18 protein-coding genes are annotated in these 18954 nt (G+C 59.9%); 10 read left to right on the top strand and 8 right to left on the bottom strand.

The features are described from left to right. Nucleotides 1-42: 42 nt before the first annotated feature. The gene (locus ACSOSP_RS39770; protein ID WP_455314489.1) at nt 43-876 is read right to left on the bottom strand and encodes an IclR family transcriptional regulator; all 834 of its coding nucleotides are present in this window, start codon (nt 874-876) and stop codon (nt 43-45) included. Between the two features lie 167 nt (nt 877-1043). Between ACSOSP_RS39770 and ACSOSP_RS39765 the strand changes: the two genes are divergently transcribed. The 5 genes from ACSOSP_RS39765 to ACSOSP_RS39745 all read left to right on the top strand — a co-directional run bounded on the left by ACSOSP_RS39765 (nt 1044) and on the right by ACSOSP_RS39745 (nt 5180). Further along, a complete protein-coding gene (locus tag ACSOSP_RS39765; protein WP_455314488.1) occupies nt 1044-1811 on the top strand; it encodes an ABC transporter substrate-binding protein in 768 nt (255 codons plus the stop codon). A 31-nt stretch (nt 1812-1842) separates the two neighbouring features. Continuing rightward, nucleotides 1843-2499, top strand: coding sequence for an amino acid ABC transporter permease (locus ACSOSP_RS39760; RefSeq protein WP_031361107.1), 657 nt, complete (start codon nt 1843-1845; stop codon nt 2497-2499). Beyond that, on the top strand, nt 2496-3242 hold the full coding sequence (locus ACSOSP_RS39755) for an amino acid ABC transporter ATP-binding protein (protein ID WP_455314487.1): 747 nt from the start codon (nt 2496-2498) through the stop codon (nt 3240-3242). Before ACSOSP_RS39760 ends, ACSOSP_RS39755 begins: the two co-directional genes overlap by 4 nt. A 9-nt stretch (nt 3243-3251) precedes the next feature. Next, nucleotides 3252-4544 carry an NAD(P)/FAD-dependent oxidoreductase gene (locus ACSOSP_RS39750; RefSeq protein WP_455314486.1) on the top strand — a complete coding sequence of 431 codons (1293 nt, stop codon included), beginning with the start codon at nt 3252-3254 and terminating at the stop codon, nt 4542-4544. 165 nt (nt 4545-4709) lie between these two features. Next, nucleotides 4710-5180, top strand: a complete 471-nt coding sequence (locus ACSOSP_RS39745; RefSeq protein WP_455314485.1) for a hypothetical protein — start codon at nt 4710-4712, stop codon at nt 5178-5180. A gap of 203 nt (nt 5181-5383) precedes the next feature. Here ACSOSP_RS39745 and ACSOSP_RS39740 read toward each other — a convergent pair whose 3' ends face one another. After that, entirely contained in the window at nt 5384-6916 is a 1533-nt protein-coding gene (locus tag ACSOSP_RS39740; protein WP_455314484.1) for a sensor domain-containing diguanylate cyclase, read from the bottom strand. Nucleotides 6917-7447: 531 nt separating this feature from the next. After that, entirely contained in the window at nt 7448-7588 is a 141-nt protein-coding gene (locus ACSOSP_RS39735; protein ID WP_455314483.1) for a hypothetical protein, read from the bottom strand. Between the two features lie 1096 nt (nt 7589-8684). Here ACSOSP_RS39735 and ACSOSP_RS39730 point away from each other — a divergent pair. After that, nucleotides 8685-10061 (top strand): endo-1,3-alpha-glucanase family glycosylhydrolase, encoded by a 1377-nt coding sequence (locus ACSOSP_RS39730; RefSeq protein ID WP_455314482.1) that lies wholly within the window; start codon nt 8685-8687, stop codon nt 10059-10061. A gap of 22 nt (nt 10062-10083) precedes the next feature. Here the strand turns inward: ACSOSP_RS39730 and ACSOSP_RS39725 are convergent, their stop codons facing one another. Next, nucleotides 10084-10479 carry a VOC family protein gene (locus tag ACSOSP_RS39725; RefSeq protein WP_455314481.1) on the bottom strand — a complete coding sequence of 132 codons (396 nt, stop codon included), beginning with the start codon at nt 10477-10479 and terminating at the stop codon, nt 10084-10086. A gap of 41 nt (nt 10480-10520) precedes the next feature. Beyond that, nucleotides 10521-11036, bottom strand: coding sequence for an orotate phosphoribosyltransferase (gene pyrE, locus ACSOSP_RS39720; protein ID WP_455314480.1), 516 nt, complete (start codon nt 11034-11036; stop codon nt 10521-10523). Between the two features lie 277 nt (nt 11037-11313). Here pyrE and ACSOSP_RS39715 point away from each other — a divergent pair, with 277 nt between their 5' ends. Beyond that, on the top strand, nt 11314-11838 hold the full coding sequence (locus ACSOSP_RS39715) for a hypothetical protein (RefSeq protein WP_455314479.1): 525 nt from the start codon (nt 11314-11316) through the stop codon (nt 11836-11838). Nucleotides 11839-11965: 127 nt separating this feature from the next. Here the strand turns inward: ACSOSP_RS39715 and ACSOSP_RS39710 are convergent, their stop codons facing one another. Together ACSOSP_RS39710 and ACSOSP_RS39705 are read right to left on the bottom strand one after the other, a co-directional pair. Then, nucleotides 11966-13597, bottom strand: coding sequence for an NAD-dependent malic enzyme (locus tag ACSOSP_RS39710; RefSeq protein ID WP_455314478.1), 1632 nt, complete (start codon nt 13595-13597; stop codon nt 11966-11968). A 121-nt stretch (nt 13598-13718) separates the two neighbouring features. Continuing rightward, nucleotides 13719-14885: a mandelate racemase/muconate lactonizing enzyme family protein gene (locus ACSOSP_RS39705; protein ID WP_455314477.1), complete on the bottom strand. Its 1167-nt coding sequence runs from the start codon at nt 14883-14885 to the stop codon at nt 13719-13721. 116 nt (nt 14886-15001) lie between these two features. On the opposite strand from ACSOSP_RS39705, the gene ACSOSP_RS39700 reads away from it, so the two are divergent. From ACSOSP_RS39700 to ACSOSP_RS39690, 3 genes are all read left to right on the top strand, one after another. Then, nucleotides 15002-15901, top strand: coding sequence for a LysR substrate-binding domain-containing protein (locus tag ACSOSP_RS39700; RefSeq protein ID WP_455314476.1), 900 nt, complete (start codon nt 15002-15004; stop codon nt 15899-15901). A gap of 30 nt (nt 15902-15931) precedes the next feature. Continuing rightward, entirely contained in the window at nt 15932-16720 is a 789-nt protein-coding gene (locus ACSOSP_RS39695) for a carbon-nitrogen hydrolase family protein (protein WP_455314475.1), read from the top strand. Between the two features lie 299 nt (nt 16721-17019). Continuing rightward, the gene (locus tag ACSOSP_RS39690; protein WP_455314473.1) at nt 17020-17343 is read left to right on the top strand and encodes a DUF4148 domain-containing protein; all 324 of its coding nucleotides are present in this window, start codon (nt 17020-17022) and stop codon (nt 17341-17343) included. A gap of 154 nt (nt 17344-17497) precedes the next feature. On the opposite strand, the gene ACSOSP_RS39685 is transcribed toward ACSOSP_RS39690, so the two are convergent. Then, nucleotides 17498-18745 carry a YbfB/YjiJ family MFS transporter gene (locus ACSOSP_RS39685; RefSeq protein ID WP_455314471.1) on the bottom strand — a complete coding sequence of 416 codons (1248 nt, stop codon included), beginning with the start codon at nt 18743-18745 and terminating at the stop codon, nt 17498-17500. Nucleotides 18746-18954: the final 209 nt, after the last annotated feature.

The following is an 18954-nucleotide window of genomic DNA, read 5'->3' as shown; positions in this document are numbered from 1 at the left end:
ACCCGTAGAAGCGGTTCAGTTGGAGGAGTGCGAACGAAAAACCTATCCCAGCGTACGGATCGAATTGCTGATTCCACGCGCGCAATCAATCACCGCGGGCGCCAGGCGCTGCTCCGCTTCGGCGAGCGACCACCGGCTCGTAGGCGCCACGACATGCACCGACGCCACCGGCCGCCGCTCCCCGTCGACCACGGCCGCTGCAATCGTCATATCGCCGATAAACAACTCCTCCCTGTTCGACGCATACCCGCTGAGCCTCCCCTGCGCCAGCCGGGAATCAATCTCGCCGAGATCCGTCACCGTGTATTGCGTATGCGCCACACGCTCACTCCCCTCGAGCAGCACGCGTGACTCATCCTCCGGCAACGCCGCCAGATAAGCCCTCCCGGACGCAGTGCAATACATGGGGATGCGACTGCCAATAGGCATGTGAATGGGCAGGAATTTCGTGCACACGAAGCGCGCGACATAAACCATCTCGACCCCATCCGGCTCCGTCAGGTTGGTCGTCTCTCCCGTTACATTCGTCAGCTCCGACAGGAACGGATTGGCGACATCGATCAACGTATCCGCAGACAGATAGTTAAAGCCGATCTGCATCGCCTTCACCGCAAGCTGGTAACGCTTGGTGCGCGGATGTTTCTTCACATACCCGAGCTTCTCCAGCGTGTAGATCATGCGCTGCGCCGAACTCTTCGTGATCGACGTTGCCTCCGCGACCTCCGGCAGCGTCATCGTCCGCCGTTGCGCACTGAACGCTCGCAACACTGCAATGCCCTTCTCCAGCGACTGATTGAACAACGCATCCGGCGTGTCGGGAGCATCACCCGCCTCTGAAGACACGTCCGCTTGAAGGTCCGGTTTGATTCGGTTCATGGATTTACCCAATTGTTTGGCATCGGGGTTCGAGATCATGATGCAACATTATCATATCGAATATCGATATGCATATTTCGATTGACGATTTTATTGTCTCGAATAAGATAGCTCAAACTTCATTTACCGATTTTTTGATCGATCCTTCCCAATCAGTGGAGAGCCTCATGTTCCAGTTCGTCAAACGCTTCGCCTGTGTCTTTGCAACGGGATTGCTGCTCGCGGGCGCGCCGGCCCTCTCGGCGGCCGCTGCCGCCACTTATACGGTCGGGTCGACGGCGACGGGCGTGCCGTTCACGTTCCTCGACGTCAAGTCCAACTCGATCCAGGGCTTGCTGGTCGATGCCATCACGGCAACGGGAAAGGCGTCGGGCTTTGACGTCAGTATTGAACAAACCACGTTCTCCTCACTAATTCCGTCGCTGACCACGAAGAAGATCGACATCATTTCGGCCGCCATGCTGAAGACGCCGGCGCGCCAGCAAGTCGTCGACTTCTCGGACACGGTGTATTCGTATGGCGAAGGCCTGATCGTGCGCGCCGATGACACCGGCAAGTACCCGTCAATGGACTCGCTCAAAGGCGAAATAGTGGGCGCTCAGGTTGGCACTGCGTTTGTCGACGCGCTCAACAAGAAAGGCGTTTTCAAGGAAGTGCGCACCTACGATTCCGTCGCCGACATCATGCGCGACGTCGCACTTGGACGCATCAAGGCGGGCTTCGGCGACCATCCGATCATTGCTTACCAGCTTCAGCACAACCCGAATCCGCAATTGCGGCTGGTCAAGGAGTATCAGCCGGAAGTGGTGGGCCAGGTGTGCTTCGTCGTACGCAAGGGCGACACCGCCACGCTCGACCAGTTGAACGCGGGCATCAAGAAGATCAAGGCGGACGGCACGCTCATGCAGATCATCAAGAAGTGGCAGGTGGACTAAGCCCATCCTCGGCACAGAGAGGATTGAAGCCATGTTCTTCCAGAACGCCATCGAGTTCCTGCCGATCCTGCTGAAAGGCGCGGTCGTCACGATCGAGATCACCTTCTGCTCGTTCATCCTGAGCACGCTGCTCGGGCTGCTGCTGGCGCTGATGCGCGTGTCCTCGAACAAGGTCGCCTCGCACGCGGCCTCGACATTCATCAACGTGATCCGCGGCCTGCCGATCATCGTCCAGCTCTTTTATATCTACTTCGTCCTGCCCGATCTCGGCGTGAGTTTGTCAGCGTTCCAGGCGGGTTTTATCGGGCTGGGCATCGCCTATTCCGTCTATCAGGCGGAAAATTTTCGCGCGGGTATCCAGGCGATCGATCATGGTCAGATAGAAGCGGCGCAATCCATCGGCATGCGCGGCGGACTGATCATGCGCCGCGTGGTGCTGCCGCAAGCGTTCAAGATCGCGCTGCCGTCCTACGGCAACACGCTCGTGATGATGCTGAAGGACTCGTCGCTCGCCTCCACCATCACGGTCGCTGAAATGACGCGTGCCGGGCAGTTGATCGCATCGTCGACCTTCCAGAACATGACGGTCTTCACGCTGGTTGCGTTGCTCTATCTCGCGCTCAGCCTGCCGCTCGTCTATGGCTTGCGCCGCCTCGAACGCCGTCTCGGGCTCAAGGGGAAACGATGATCAAGGTCGACTCGATTCATAAACGCTTCCACGACCAGGAAGTGCTCAAGGGCGTCAGCCTCAACGTGGAAGCGGGTCAGGTGGTCTGCCTGATCGGCCCGTCGGGGTCGGGGAAATCGACGCTCCTGCGTTGCATCAATGGGCTGGAAACGCATGACGCCGGCACGATCACTGTGGATGGCAAGGCAGTCGATGCCCGCTCGCATCACATTCACGAATTGCGCATGCAAGTGGGCATGGTGTTCCAGCGCTTCAACCTGTGGCCGCACCGTACCGCACTGGAGAACGTCTGCGAGGGTCCGGTGTTCGTGAAAAAGGAAGGCCGTGTGCAGGCCCGCGAAAAGGCGCGCCATCTGCTCGACAAGGTCGGTCTTGGACATCGTATGGATGCCTATCCATCGGAACTGTCGGGCGGCCAGCAGCAACGCGTGGCAATTGCCCGCGCGCTCGCCATGGAGCCCAAGGCCATCCTGTTCGACGAGCCTACCTCTGCTCTCGATCCGGAGCTGGTCGGTGAGGTCCTGAGCGTCATGCGCCAGCTTGCCTATGACGGCATGACGATGATTGTCGTCACGCACGAAATGAGTTTTGCGCGCGAAGTGGCGGACAGGGTGTGCTTTCTCTACGACGGCACCATCTGCGAGGAAGGCGCCGCAGCCGATCTGCTCGAACGTCCGCAACATCCTCGCACGCGCGATTTCCTGCGCCGGGTGCTCACCTCCTCCGACGCGCCTTCGACCTGAATATCCAACATGAGCCTTGCTGAAGTTGCACGACCGTTGCCACCCTCTCTCTGGGCCGCAACTGCGGAACCGGCCGTCGATACCCCGCCGCTCGATACCTCGGTCAAGACTGATGTGCTGATCGTCGGGGCGGGTTATACGGGTCTGTCGAGCGCCTTGCATCTTGCCGGTCACGGCTTGAAAGTCTGCGTGATCGATGCGAATGAACCGGGCTGGGGCGCGTCCGGCCGCAACGGCGGCCAGGTGATCCCGGGGCTTAAATACGACCCCGACGAACTCATCCGCCGATACGGATCACGCGATGGCGAAGCGCTCGCGCAGATCGCGGGCAGCGCGGCAGACACGGTTTTCGACCTGATCGAACGCCACCATATCCAATGCGACGCCACCCGCAATGGCTGGATTCAACCCACGCATTCCGACAAGCTGCTCGGCACGCTGCACGCCCGCGCGCTCCAGTGGGAAGCGCGCGGTGCGCCTATAGAACTACTCGACCGCCCTCAGGTTGCGAAGCGGCTGGGCACCGAAACATTCGTGGGCGGCTGGATCGACAAACGCGCCGGCAGCGTGCAGCCCCTGAGTTACGCGCGTGGACTGGCGCGCGCGGCGAAGGCGGCAGGTGTCGCTATTCACGGCGCCACCCGCGCCGTTGCGCTCGAACGGAGTTCTGACCGATGGCGCGCCCGCTGTGCGGGCGGTGTCGTCATCGATGCGAAACAGGTGCTGCTCGCGACCAACGGTTATACCGATGCGCTTTGGCCCGGCCTCGCGCAATCGGTGATCGCGGCAAACAGTTTCATTGTCGCAACGCGCCCTTTACCCGACGATATCGCAGCGACTGTACTGCCTGCACGCGAAGTCGCATCGGACTCGCGGCGGCTCTTGCTGTATTTCCGCAAGGACGCCGCAGGCCGCCTGCTGATGGGTGGCCGGGGCCCCTTCCGCGATCCGCGTGCCGCCGCCGATTGGGCGCACCTTGAACGCGCGGCGCGGTTGATGTATCCGCAACTTGAAGGCATCGAATATGAATATCGATGGGCGGGACGCATTGCCATTACACGGGACTTCCTGCCGCATGTTCACACGCCTGCCGAAGGACTGACGATTGCGCTGGGCTACAACGGGCGTGGCATCGCCATGGCGACGACCCTGGGCAAACACCTGGCCGCGTACATGAGCGGAGCGGCACAGGGGTTACCTCTGCCGTCTACATCGATCAAGCCGATCCCCTTTCATGCACTGCAGCGCGTCTATATCAGCGCGGGTGTGGCGTGGTATGGCCTGCTGGATGCACTTTCCTGACACCTGTCCGATGCCGGCGCACGTGTGACGCTTGCGAAAAAAAACCTTGGCGAACCGAAGAAGCGTAAATTCATCGGATAGGTTCCGGCCGGTCGCGTGGCGGTTGCATGGCTCACGCGACGGGTCCAACGTCGAAGTCGGACAAGCTGTACAGGAGGAGCAACCATGAACACAAAACAAAGTAAAAAGGGACATCTCGAAGCTGCAGCGTCGCATCACGAGCAGGCCGCGCGATTTCACCGCGAGGCGGCACATCATTTCGGAGCGGGCAAGGACTACGACCACGCCGCCCACCAGGCGATCATGGCGCACGGCTACGCGCTGCACGCCATAGACGAAGCCAACTGTGTCGTCAAACATAACGCGGGTGCGTCGACGGTGTTGCCCGCGCCCTCTGGCTCCGCCGAAACCGTGACCGCAGCGCAGCATCACGCAACGGCCGCGGAACTCCATGGGCAAGCGGCGCAGCATTTGCGGCACGCAGCCAAACTCTTCGACGATGACCGCAGCGCTGTCGCTCACGACACCCAGCTAGCGTTTTCCCTTGCCGTGCGCGCGCTGGCTCATGCCAACGAAGCGGCACGGCAGCATGTTACGTTGATGCGTGATAAAGCCCCGGTGACCGGTGCGGCCTGAGAGCGCGCGGTTGAAAGAATGTTGCCGCGAGCAACTTGAGGGACACCGTCAACGCCCTGGCCTCTTTGATCGGAAACGGAAAAACGAAAGCCAGGGCGCGTGCGTGTCACTATCAGCCTAAGCCCGCGCATTACGTACTTTTACGTACTACGCTTTAGCAATGGCTCACACCTGATGTGCGTGGCCTTGCATTTAGATCCGGCCTAGGTCGTAACGGCCGCTCCGCCAAATGGCTCGGCCATGATGGTCTGGTTTCTGCCTGACGCCTTCGCCCGATACACGGCCTGGTCCGCCGCTTTGATCAGCGCGAGCGCGTCGCTCACCTCTTCGGTGTCGGTACACGCTACGCCGATGCTCACCGTGATCACCCCATGTTCGCTCCCGCTGTGTTCGATAGCCAGTCCACGCACAGCCGCGTGGATCGCTGCTGCAACCACAGCCGCCGCCGCACCGTCGGTCTCAGGCAGCACGACGACAAACTCCTCGCCACCGAAGCGCGCAGCAATATCGCCCGGCCTCTGGCTGTTGCGCGCGATCGCTTGCGCCACGGCGGTCAACGCGTCGTCACCGGCCTGGTGGCCGTATGTGTCGTTGTAGCTCTTAAACCGGTCGATATCCACGAACAAAAGCGCCAGGGGTTTTCGCGAGCGTTTTGAGCGGTGCCATTCGAGCATGAGACGATCGTCCAGACTGCGGCGGTTACTCAGGCCCGTCAGCCCGTCGATACGCGTCATGTCGCGCAACTGCTGCTCCACGACCAGCCTGTGCCGGAATTCCACGGACAGGAGTTGCGCGGCAAACAACAGCCCGACGATCAAGAGCGCAGTGACAATGCCGATGTACCAGGCCCGGCTGGTCCAGTCCGCGAAGACGTAACGGGTCGCGGGCGCAATGATCACGATCATCTTCAGCTTGTCGAACTTGCGGAAGTTATAGAGCCGCTCCTCACCGTCGTTTCCAGATGTGCCGATGAACGACGTCTCGTGCGTTTGCTTGAAGTGCTCGAAGTTTTTTCGTCCGCTAAAGTTTGCGTCGGCCTGGATGCCATCATTCGGATAACGTAGGATTACATGACCATCATCCTGCAGGAGCGTGATGTTCCCACCGGGCCCGAGCTTGACGCCCGACAGCAAGTTCTGGAAGTAGTCGAGCCGAAAGGCTGCCACCACCACGCCGGCGAACGACCCATCAGGATGATTTACCCGTCGGCTGAACATGAGATCGACTTCGCCCGGATTGAGGCGTGACTGCAATGGACGGCTGACGAACAGCCCCAGGTTCGGATTGTCGCGATGAACGGTGAACCATGCGCGATCGGCCAGATCCACGCTGCGCGGAACCGCGCTTGTGGAATCCACAATGATCCTGCCCCGCGAATCAAGGCACAACAATGAGCCTATGTACTGGCTGGCGCTGGCGGATCGGTCGAACAGAAGCTCCCGCCTCAGGTGGTCCGGCAGCCGCATGACGTCCGCGTCTTGTGCTCCGTCCACGGCCGCTCGAATGGAAAGGTCCATGAGCTGGGAGGTGTAGGTGATGTCATGTTCAATGACGCGCGCGAGGTTGTCCGCATTCTCGACAGCGCGAGCGGTTGCGTCCTCACGCGCTTGCACCAGAACAGCCAGGGCGAACCCGAGCACGATCACTGAGAAAGCGATGCTGCCCAGACCTATTGCATTCGGATGGCTCGCTAAAGCCGCTCTTAGCCGAAAGAAAATGGTGGGTCTTTTCAACATTCGAATGCTTCCAACGCTAAGGCCTCATTGTCTGGCGCTAATTGGACCCGAGCCGCGCCTGTTCGCACTTCGCCGATCGGCCCTCCCGCCTGGCGCAAGCGGCTTCGCTAAAGGCGCAATTACCCACGCAATCCGTCATTGTTTTGCATGCGCGTCCCACCTTTCGATTTGCCTCATTATTCCCGGCCCTTCGTGGCGCATTCGCATTCATTCGCCGTGCAATTATTCTATGCGTTCCGGGGTTGCTCGCGACGATCTTTCTTCTGTTGTTTGTTCTCTCGTATGCCTTTGTCCGTCAAAGCAGTCACTGCAATACGACAGCATCGAGGTATTCGTCGCGATGTGAAACGCCGGATGCGAAAAAGCCGTTCCGGCGAAATGCAGAACGGCTTCTTCAAAAACTGCTTAATCGTGCTTAATCGTGCTTAGTCGTCATGCCGGAGAGCGTGAAGATCTCGCTGCCGATGTTGCGGGTTTAACTGGCTATCGATGCCGTGCCGGCACATCGATCAACCGGAAAGCTTCCCGTAATCAATGGCAGCGATTTTCCCAATGGTGATGCACCTTCACTTTGTGGCACTCGCGATGATGGTGATATTCCTCGGCGGAGGCCGAACCGACTACGCAGAATGATGCGGCTGCGAGAGCGAGGGCAATAGCGATTTTCTTCATGGTGTTTTCCATAAGTGTGAGGCTGGTAAAAAGTGAAGTGGCTTCACAAAGCGGGTTATTCAAGCACAGGTGATACAGACGCCGACATCGGCGGACGAACTCACAACACGCATCAACCCGCACTGAAACTGATGATGTCGAGAAGCACGCGTCCCTGGAGGTTCCCGCCGGTCGATGGTTGTCCACCTATTCCCCTTGTTAACGGCGCAAAAGCGAAATGGATAACAACTTTTCGACATTTTTTGCGCTAAAAGGCGTTGGGGTTAACGTTAATCAAGCGTGAATCAAGCGTGAATCAGGAAGCGGATCGAAGCATGGATCAAGCCTGGCCAATACTTCAGTCGATTACTATTTAATGTCGGCATTTTGTAATCCATTCGAACGCTGCACGCCGCTCATCGACTCGGCTACTTGGCTTCGACATGCAGTTCATCCATGCGCACGCAAGGCGTGTTCCTCCCATTTTTCAACGACCGCTTGTCATGCCGTGTAACGCATGTAAGCAGTCTTGCAACGCACGAGAGGCAAGCACGACATACACTGAATACGCGTCTTCTCCCAAGACGCGGTTGTGAGTGATGCAAGTGACTGCAGCTTGGCCCGCCCTCTTGGGTGGGCCGTTTTTTTATTTACAAATAAACGAGTCACTAATGAACCGTATGCTGTTCACACCGGCCGTCGCGTGCCTCCTCCTCGTTTCTTCAATTTCCTCAACTTACGCGCAGTCGAGCCCGGACGTCGCAAACTCGGCAATTGCACAGAATTTCCAGTACATCAATCATCCGCCTGCGCCTCCGGTTCAAGCCAGCGCTCCCGCCGCAACCGGAAGGGGTCGGGGGCACCGGCACCAGCAAAGCTCAACTGACGCCGATCAGGCTCAATAGCAACCAGGCATGCGGTTGTACGGATAACAGCACAACGTTTAACGATCCCCTGGATTGCAAACGCCGACGCATCGGGGTGAACCGGGATTCCGTGCGCTCGCATTCATAGTCGCGCGGTTGGTTTCGGTCACGTTGTCCGCGTGCATAACTTCCCCATGCAGTCCTCACGATCCGGCTAGTATCGGAGCAGACACTCTTCGAGCCTGCCCTCCATGCCATCACGTCCCATCCCGGGCCGCCGTCGCTTCATGCTTGCCTGCTTGTCGCTGCCCTGCACTGTCCCTCTCGGCACTCATGCCGCCGTACCACCACCCGCAGCGCAGAGTCTTCGCAAACGTGTCTTCGCTCACTACATGGTCGCGTGGCCGCGTGGCGGCCCGGCTGCAACCGTTGCTTCTTATGAGTCGGAATGCCGCGACGCACACGCGCGTGGCATCGACGGCTTCGCGCTCAATTGCGGCGGATGGGATCTCAGCGAGCCGCACTATAAACAACGCGTGCTGCGCCTGTACGATGCAGCCGCGCGTCTGAACTTCGACTTCAAACTGTTCGTCTCCGCCGACGGCCGGGCGCAGGACGAAATCGAGGACATAGTGGCCACTACGCGCGGTCTCAAAGCGCAATTGTTCGTTAACAACAAACCTGTGCTCTCTGCCTATGCCGCGGGTGGCAAGGACTTCACTAATGGCGCCGCGCTCATGCGCGAAGCCCGCCGGCTGGGCGCGTTCTTCGTGCCGCACTTTTTCCCGTCGTCGGGCGAGCGGCAGATATCCGCGCGTGAAGCCTCCGAAGTGGCAGAACACCTTGGTACTGCTGATGGATATTTCTACTTCGGCGCAGCGGGTTCGCCAAACCTGATCGCGAAGTCCACTGAAGCACTGAGTGTGGAACTCAGGAGCCGGGGCAAGGTTTTCATGGCGCCGGTCACGCCGTATTATCGCGGGCTGCGTGCGGGCACCAACTATCGCGCGTTTGAAACCAGCGGGTTCTCCGGCATGGCGACCGAATGGGAGGCGGCGATCGCGTCCGGCGCGACGTGGGTGCAGATCGTGACCTGGAATGACTGGGCCGAATCGACGTATGTGGCGCCCATCGGCGGCACGGGCCGCGCTCATGTCTACGACGATCGCTTCGGCGATCTGCTGTCGCATACCGGTTATCTCGATGCGAGCCGGTACTACATCGAATGGTTCAAGTCAGGGAGCAAGCCTGCCATCACGCAGGATGGGCTGTTCTATTTTTATCGGCTGAATCCGCTTGGTCAGGATCATCAGTATTCGCCGGACGCACACGATGCCAGCACTCCACCGCGCAGCCGCGAACCGCTGTCGTCGGGGATTCACGTGTCAGTGTTCCTGACGGCGCCGGCCGTGCTTGTGGTGTCGCTGGCGTCGGTGGAGGACTCTGCCACGCGCTTCGATGTGCCCGCGGGCGTCACGCATGCGAGCGTGGAGGCCCACGCCGGTATGCCTCGTTTCGTACTGCAGCGAGAAGGCAAAACCCTCATCGACAAGACCGGCGAACAAGCCATTACCGCCGATGACTTCTCCGGCGTCTACAACTATTTTTCGGGTAGCGCGGATGCTTAGCGAAGCGCGGGCAAACGAGGCCTCAGGCGACGAGATGGCACACCGCTTCAACACGATTGCCCGCCGGATCATGGAGGAAGGCAGCGTAATAACCTGGATGATAGTCCGAGCGTAACCCTGGAGGGCCGTCCGAGCGGCCGCCGGCCTCGAGGCCGGCCGCGTGGAACGCGTCGACCTGCGCACGGGACGCGGCCTTGAAACACCAGTGCCGCTTGTTTTCGCCTATCGCGCCCTGATCCAGGTACACCGCCAGATAGGTCGACGCAGCGTCCTGCGGGGTGCATCGATCGCCGTATCCCAGCGCGTCGGGACGGTCGTATACCTTCGCTGCGCCGAGCGTGCTCATGATCGCATCGTAGAAACGCCGGGCGATGTCGAGATCGGGAACACCGATGGAAACATGATCGAGAAGCTGCATGCTCGGCCGCTCAGGAATGGAGGCTTTGGTTGAAATTTGGCTTACTGCGCCGCTTCTATCTGCGAGAAGGTATAGAGAGCTTTCAATTCGATCCCGATTCCTGCGAGCATTTCCTTTCCCCCGCTTTCACGGTCGATCACGCACAGCGTCAGCGAGACCGGCACGCCGTCGGCGCGCAGTTTGGCCACCGCGTCGGAGATCGCACCGCCGCTCGACACAATGTCCTCGACCAGCACGAGTTTGCGCCCGGCCAGCTCGGCGCCTTCCGCATACTTGCAGGTGCCGTACTCTTTCGCTTCCTTGCGGATATACGCGGCCGGCAAGCCGGTCACCTGGCTGAGCATGGTCACGATAGGTATGCCGCCCATCTCGAGACCGCCCAATACTTCGGTGCCTGGGGGGATCAGGGGCACCATCGCTTGCGCTATCGCTTTCAGCAATACGGGATCGGACTCGAAGCGATATTTGTCGAAGTAGGTGTTGCTGCGCTTGCCTGAACGCAGCAGGAAATCGCCGCTCAACTTTGACACTTCGCGGATTCGCCGGGCAATGGTCATGAATGGTTTCCTCTTACTTTTACCGGGTAACAATTGTTTCGCGGTCGCAAATCTACGCGAAAACTGGCGTTCGAGGAAGCAATTATCCCAAGCCTGTTGATCCGATATGACCCAATCACCCGCTCCCGGCGGGAATTATTCGGCGGGAAAGTCCCTCAATACAGCCCCGCAAGCATGCCCGCCAAGGGCGAAGGGATACCGCCCCGCAGCCGCTGTGCAGCGATAGACTTGGGCCCGCACGCATCCCCGCCCTGTCAGCATAGTCACTGAACCGCCCATGATCACCCTGCAAAAATCCATCGAAACCTATATTCGGGCCAAGGACGGCAATCGCCCATTTTTGATCGCGGACGCATTGACCGCCGATGCCGAACTCACGATGCAAGTGAACACCTCGGAAATCTCGTTCCCGGCTACGGTCAAAGGCGCGGCAGCTATTGCGAGCGTTCTGGTGAGCGAGTTTGCGCTGCGCTATGAGAACGTCTACACCTTCTGCATCGGCGAGCCGCCCACCGCAGGACCGGCGTTCAGTTGCGACTGGCTTGTGTGTATGTCGGAGAAAAGCACCGGGCTGGCACGCGCCGGTTTCGGCCGATACGAGTGGCTCGCGGCGGAGAATTCCGGACAGGTCCGGCAACTCCGGATCACGATAGAAGAGATGACGACGCTACCGCAGGACACGGTCGAACCGATCCTACGATGGGCCGAGGCGCTGCCGTACCCGTGGTGCCCTCGTGAACGGCTTGGCAACAGAGCACCGGAGATCACAGCGATCGACCGGATCCGGGCCGCGCTCGCTTAGCGCCGCTGTGCAATGAAAGCCGCGTGAAACCAATCGGGCCGGGACCTCCGCGCGAGAGGCTCCGGCCCGATCCAGGCGAAAGCGTTCTACAAGTTCCGGCTTGCGGACAATCAAACGCCCGCCCGGCTTAAAGTGGGGCGTAAGCCGGCTTGTAAGCGCAGTCGCGGATCAGCGCGGTGATGTCGTCCGGTCTTGGCACGCGCGCGAGTTGGTTATCGAAAATACACTCGGCCACGCGCACGGCCACATGGAGCGAGGCCTCGAAAATCTTGCTCTGCGGCGGATAGATCAAGCCGGTGGCAAGACTGGCTTCGGAGACCTGCTCGGCCACGGCCTTGGCAGCGACGATGAACATTTCGTCCGTGACCCGGGTCGCCTGCGTGGCAAACACGGCCATGCCCAACGCGGGGAAAATATAGACGTTATTGCCTTGCCCGGGCACAAACGTGCGCCCTTCAATTTCCACTGGCGGGAACGGACTGCCGCTCGCGAAAATGGCGCGCCCCGAGGACCACCGGTACGCTTCCTCGGCCGTGCACTCGGAGCGTGAGGTCGGATTGGAATACGGGAAGATGATCGGACGCTCGTTGATCTCCGCCATGGCCTCGATCACCTGCCGGTTGAACAGCTTCGGCACTGTACTGACACCAATGATGCCCGTCGGTTTCAGCGCCTTCACCGCGTCGGCGAATGTATTCACGGGTGCATGGTCCAGCGCGAAAGGCTTCTGGAAATCGGCCAGGTCCTGGCGCGTTTTCACCATTAGTCCGTTCACGTCGAACAGCGCGTTGCGCGAGCGTGCTTCGTCGATACTCAAGCCTTCCAGCACCATCGCCTGGCTGATCAGCTCGGCAATGCCGGTCCCCGCCGAGCCGCCGCCCAGGAACAGGAAGCGCTGGTCGACGAGCTTTTGCTTCGAGATGTGGAGCGCGGCGAAAATCCCCGCCAGCGCGACGGCGGCGGTGCCCTGGATGTCGTCGTTATAGGTGCAGATCTTGTCCTTGTATCGCGCGAGCAGCGGCACGGCATTGAAGTTGGCGAAGTCTTCCCACTGGATGCAGCATTTCGGATGCAGTTCCAGCGCTGCTTCGACGAACTCGTTCACGAACGCATGGTATTCGTCACCCCGTACACGTTCCTGCCGCAGGCCCAGATACAAGGGATCGTCGAGCAGGTCGCGGTTATTAGTGCCCACGTCCAGCGTCACCGGCAAGCAATGCTGAGGCGGCACACCTGCGCATGCCGTATAGAGCGAGAGCTTGCCGATAGGAATGCCCATCCCGCCGACACCCAGGTCGCCCAGTCCGAGAATGCGTTCGCCGTCCGTCACCACGATGAAGCGAACATCCTCTTCCGGCCAGTTTTGCAGCAGCTCTTTCACCCTTCCCCGTGCCGAGATGGGCAGATACATGCCCCGCGTCGCGCGGAAGATATGGTTGAATTTCTGGCAGGCCTCGCCGACTGTCGGCGTGTACACGACCGGCATGAACGTCGCCGGATCGGACATGATGGTGGCGTAGAACAAGGTCTCGTTGCGGGCCTGGAGATCGGACAGCAGGAGATATTTTTGCAGGTCGTTGTCGAGCGCGGCCAGCTCCGTATGGGTGCGCGCGACCTGCAATTCCAGTGAACTGCTTCCCGGCGGCAGCAGCCCTTCGAGATGGTATTGGCGGCGTTCGGCTTCAGTGAAAGCGGAGCCTTTGTTAAGACGGGGATCGCGAAGGAGATCGCGGCCGGTAAGCTCGCAAGGTTTTTGCATTGCAACACTCCAGTCAGCCGGCGCGCGGGGACTGCGCCGAATAGCGGATGAACACGTCGGGCGCCGCCATAGCAACCGTTAGAAAATGGCTAAGCCACGCGACGACGAAGAGAAGAAAGCCTTACGACGACAAAGCCTGCATGTGGACATACAAATCGCTCTTGCCTTCAAAGCCGATGCCCGGAAGATCCGGCAATCTCACGTAGCCGTTTTGCACTTTCACGCCGTCCGGAAAGCCGCCGAACGGCTGGAACAGATCCGGATACGATTCGTTGCCGCCGAGACCAAGACCCGCCGCAATGTTCAATGACATCTGGTGGCCGCCGTGCGGAATGCAGCGTGAACGTGACCAGCCGTGCTGATGCAGCATGTCCAGCGTACGCAAATATTCGACCAGTCCATAGCTCAGCGCGCAATCGAATTGCAAATAATCGCGGTCGGCGCGCATGCCGCCATAGCGGATCAGGTTACGCGCATCCTGCATGGAGAACAAATTCTCGCCGGTTGCCATGGGCTTGTCGTAGTAATTTCTCAGCGTGGCCTGCAGCTCGAAATCGAGTGGATCGCCCGCCTCTTCGTACCAGAACAAGTCGTATTGCGAGAGAGCTTTCGCGTATTGGATGGCCGTGTCCAGGTCGAAGCGGCCGTTTGCATCGACGGCAAGCTTTTGACCGTCCTGCAGCACGGACAGCACCGCGTCGATCCGGCGCAGGTCGTCGTCGAGTGAACCGCCGCCTATTTTCTTCTTGACCACCGTATAACCGCGGTCAATGTAGCTGCGCATCTCGTCCTTGAGCTTGCCGAAGTCCTGCCCGGGGTAGTAATAACCGCCGGCGGCATAGACAAAGATATCGCGGTTTGGCGTGCCGTTGCCATAGCGGTCCGCCAGCAGCTGGAACAGCGGCTTGCCTTCGATCTTCGCAACCGCGTCCCATACCGCCATGTCGATGGTGCCGATCGCCACCGAGCGCTCGCCATGACCGCCGGGCTTTTCATTCGTGAACATCGCGGCCCAGATCTTGTGCGGATTGAGGTTGTTACCGGATGCGTCCAGTAGTGAATCCGGCTCGGCTTCCAGCACGCGCGGAATAAAACGTTCGCGCATCAGCTTGCCCTGGCCGTATCGTCCGTTCGAATTGAAGCCGTAGCCTACGACTGGCTTGCCGTCACGGATCACGTCGGTGATGACCGCTACGAGACTGAGCGTCATCTTGCTGAAATCGATATACGCATTCCGAATGGATGAACTGATCGGAATGGTTAGTTCGCGGATTTCCACGATTTTCATGTGACTGTCTCCTGAGTGCCGCGCAACGCGTTTAGGAACGCTTAAGCGGATAACGAAGCTTACGCGCGTGCAGCCGCGTTACACTTCACCAGTACACACATGATTATTCAGTTTAAGTGAAGAACGACGTCACCTCCGATCTCGAGTTTTTTGTCCAGCTTGCGCGCCTCGGCAGCTTGTCGGCGGCCGCCCGTGCGCTCGATCTGACGCCGCCTGCCGCCACCCGGCGCCTTGCGCTGATGGAGCAGCGGCTGGGTGTAAGGCTCGTCAACCGCACTACGCGCAGCGCGAGCCTCACTGACGAAGGCGATACGTACCTGCGGCACGCTACCCGTATTCTTGCCGCCGTGAGCGAGATGGAGGACGCCGTATCGCGCAGCCGCGAAGCGCCCCGCGGCATCTTGCGCGTGAATGCCTCGCTCGGCTTCGGCCGCACGACCATCGCGCCGCTTGTCTCAGCTTTCGTGCAGCGTTATCCGCAAGTCGAGGTTCAACTGGATGTCACGGACCGCCCGGTGGATATTGTCGAGCAGGGTTTCGATCTCGCCATCCGCTTCGGCGCATTACCCGATACGCGGCTCAACGCGCGGCGCATCATGTCGAACCGGCGCTTCCTGTGCGCATCGCCGGCGTATTTGCAGCGCCATGGCAATCCCACCGCGCTTGGCGAACTAGCGCGCCACCGGACCATCCTTCACCGGCAGAACGACGACGCCTACGGCGTCTGGCGTTTCACGCGCGAGGGCGAGACGGTGTCGGTCAAGGTGAACGGCGGCCTATCGAGCAATGACGGCGACATCGTGCTCGGATGGGCGCTCGATGGACACGGCATCTCGATCCGCTCAGAATGGGACCTCGCGAAATACCTGGAAAGCGGCCGGCTGAAAGTCGTGCTGCCGGACTTCCTGTTGCCGCCGGCGGACTTGTTTGTCTACTATCCAAGCCGCCGCAATCAACCCGCGCGCATTCGTGCGTTCATCGACTTCCTGGTCGAGCACTTTCGCGCGTCCCAGTAACCCCGCTTGCGTGATATCGACCGCTTCGTCATGACAACTGCCCGCATTGCGTATGTACAGTGGCCCGAAGGATTGCAACCGGTGGGACCGGCATGGGATGGCATTCGCCGCTCCGTCGACACTGCCCGCCCCGACATTCTCGTCACTAACGAAATGCCGTTCGGGCCGTGGCTCGCGGAGCATGCAAGCTTCGATCCGCAAGCCGCGCAACGCAGCATCGCGCTGCATGAGGATGCCCTCGATGCGTTGCGCAGCCTTGACGCGGCGGCGGTGATTTCGTCGCGTCCGGTTGCCGTCGACGGCCGTCTCGCCAATGAAGCGTTCGTGCTGGAATCGAATGCGTATCGGATGATCCATCACAAGAAGTACTTTCCGCAGGAGCCGGGTTTCTTCGAGGAAGCGTGGTACGTGCGTGGCGCGGGCGGATTCGACTGCGTGCAAGTCGGACAGGTGAAGGTGGGCGTGTTGCTCTGCACGGAGTTGTTCTTCAACGACCGCGCACGAGCGTATGGTCGCGACGGCGCCGACCTCATCGTGACGCCGCGCGCGTCGGGAACTTCGTTGTCGCGATGGAAAACGGCGGGCACGATGGCGGCCATCGTGTCGGGTGCGTGGTTCGTCAGCTCGAACCGGCATGGTCCCGGCGCGCTCGGTCAACAGTTTGGAGGCGCTGGATTTGTCGTGTCGCCTCAGGGTGTCCTGCTTGAGGAAACAAGTGAAGCAGCGCCGCTTGGCGTTGTCACAATTGACCTCGATGCAGCCCGCGCGCAGAAGGCGCAATACCCGTGTTATGTGAAAGAGATGCCTTCACCGGATTGAGTAGTCCGCAACAAACGCATGCCTGCTGGCATTTATTGCTGATTCCCTAAGCAACCATCTAAACCGACGGTTTATTACCGAAATGGGGTCAACGTCCCTGCACCAGCCTAGGGAAACAAGCCTATTGTTGCCGAAATGGCAAATATTTTTCGACGGAACTATCGTTTAAAACCGACATAGGCGACCTAGACTTGTTTTCATCAGAAGCGAACACAGACACCGGCACTCAGTCTCGACGTCTTCCGAAATCGAAAACAAACTCTGGAGATTCCATCATAACCAATTCAACGAAGTCGCGTTTGTCACTGTTCCCGGCATTGCTTGTTGCTGCTGCGCTCGCCGCTCCTTCATTGGCGTTTGCTCAGGATAACAACGGACCCGTGACGCGTGCGGAAGTCCGCGCCCAGTTGGTCCAGTTGGAAAACGCCGGCTATAACCCGGCGACTAATGACAACACGTATCCCCAGGCACTGCAGGAGGCTCAGCAACGCGTTGATGCATCGAACGGGGTAGCGGCAGAAGGGTATGGCCCGTCGACCAGCGGTACATCGGCGTCAGGTTTGCACGTGGCGGTCGCGCCCGCCTCCGGCGACGCTCAGCATTCGATCTACTTTGGTCACTAAGATTTGAAGGGGTTTGATCGACTAGACGATGGATTGATCGTTAGGCGCTTGAAATCAAAAATCGCTCATTGCTTAAAGGCTCTGAGCGATTTTTCATGCCTGGTAGACAACTAAGGTTTGCTTAGTATTCTTGGCGCTAGCAGAGAGCCTTTCCTCAAAGCCGCAATGGCTTCTGGAACATCGCGAGAACGGCGCCTGCGGCAAGCAGGATCGATGAATACACGAGCCCGCGAGCCAAGCCCGCACCATCCGAGATCCAGCCAATGACTATTGGCCCGACAATCTGCCCCACAGCGAACACGATGGTAAATGCGCCAATCCCGCGGGTCCATTGCGTGGCCGGAAGATTGTGCCGGACAAACGCCGTGGTTGATGCCACCGCCGATAAAAACGTTGCGCCAAATAGTGCGCCCGATACGAATGCCACCGCCGGTTGCGTGAACACCGCGGGCATCAGGGTTGCAAACGCGAGGACCGAATTGAACGCCGCCAGCGCCTGTCCGCCGCTCATGCGGTTGAGCAGTCCCGACCAGAGCCGGGCCGAGACAATGGTTGCGAGACCAAGCAGCACATAGAACGCGGTCACTACCGCCGCGCTCATGCCGGCGGCCCGAAGCAGCGCGATAAGAAAGGTCATGTAGCCTATATAACCCACGCCGAACAGCGCGTAACCGGCCAGCATGAAAACAATACGTCGCCAGGGCAACGGGCTTGGATGCAATGGCGAAGCAGTATCCAGTGCAGTTGGACCCGCCGGCGCGGCTTCGCTGCGCTCAATGCGGCGAGCGGCGGCAATCGCGGCGATGGACGCCAACGCGCAAGCCGCGGCCAAGGCGAACCAGGCCCACTGCCAGCCATGCGGAGCGTTGAATGTGGTCATGGGCACCAGCAGCGCCGCGATGACTATCCCGCTGCCTGCACCGCCGTAATAGAGCCCGAGCACCAGGCCTGCATCGCGGGGATGGGCCGATGCAAGACGCGCGGCCAACACTCCGCCGCCGACGAAGATCAACGCACTACTCATACCGGTGACAACCCGTTGAGCGAGCAACGCGTGGGTATCGGAAACCAGGCCGCCGATGGTCATCAACGCCGCCGTCAAGACGCATCCGACGATGAAACAGAGACCCACGGGCCATCGACGCGATACAAGCGGAAATGCGAGCGCGCCGAGCAGATAACCCAGCGCGTTGGCGGTGTTCATCGCGCCGGCTTGCGCGAAGCTCCAGCCGAGATCGGCCTTCATTGCGGGCAACAGGAGCGCGTAAGAGAAACGCGTGAGGCCAAGCGCGATCGCCGTGCCGAATGACAAACCTGCGGCCAGAACGAGCGTGTGCTGGCGAGAGCGTGATGCATGAACAGGTGCTACCGGTGCCGCGGTGCTGCTTGTGTCGTCGATCATCGGCTAAGGCGGCTTGTGGGCTGTGACGGGCTAGAGAGACTCGTGGCACTAACGTTACCGCGATGTGGCCACGGTAACTGGCAACGTGCCGCTATGGTAACGCGGCTTGGCCCTGCTCGCCCCTGCACTCTCCGCTCGAATCAATCGGCTAAAAAACGCAGATAGCGTGCGAAGCACGCTATCCAGCCATCTCGTGCCACAGACCCACA

The organism is Caballeronia sp. KNU42 (genome assembly GCF_053760385.1).
This window is presented reverse-complemented; position numbering and strand designations above follow the sequence as displayed.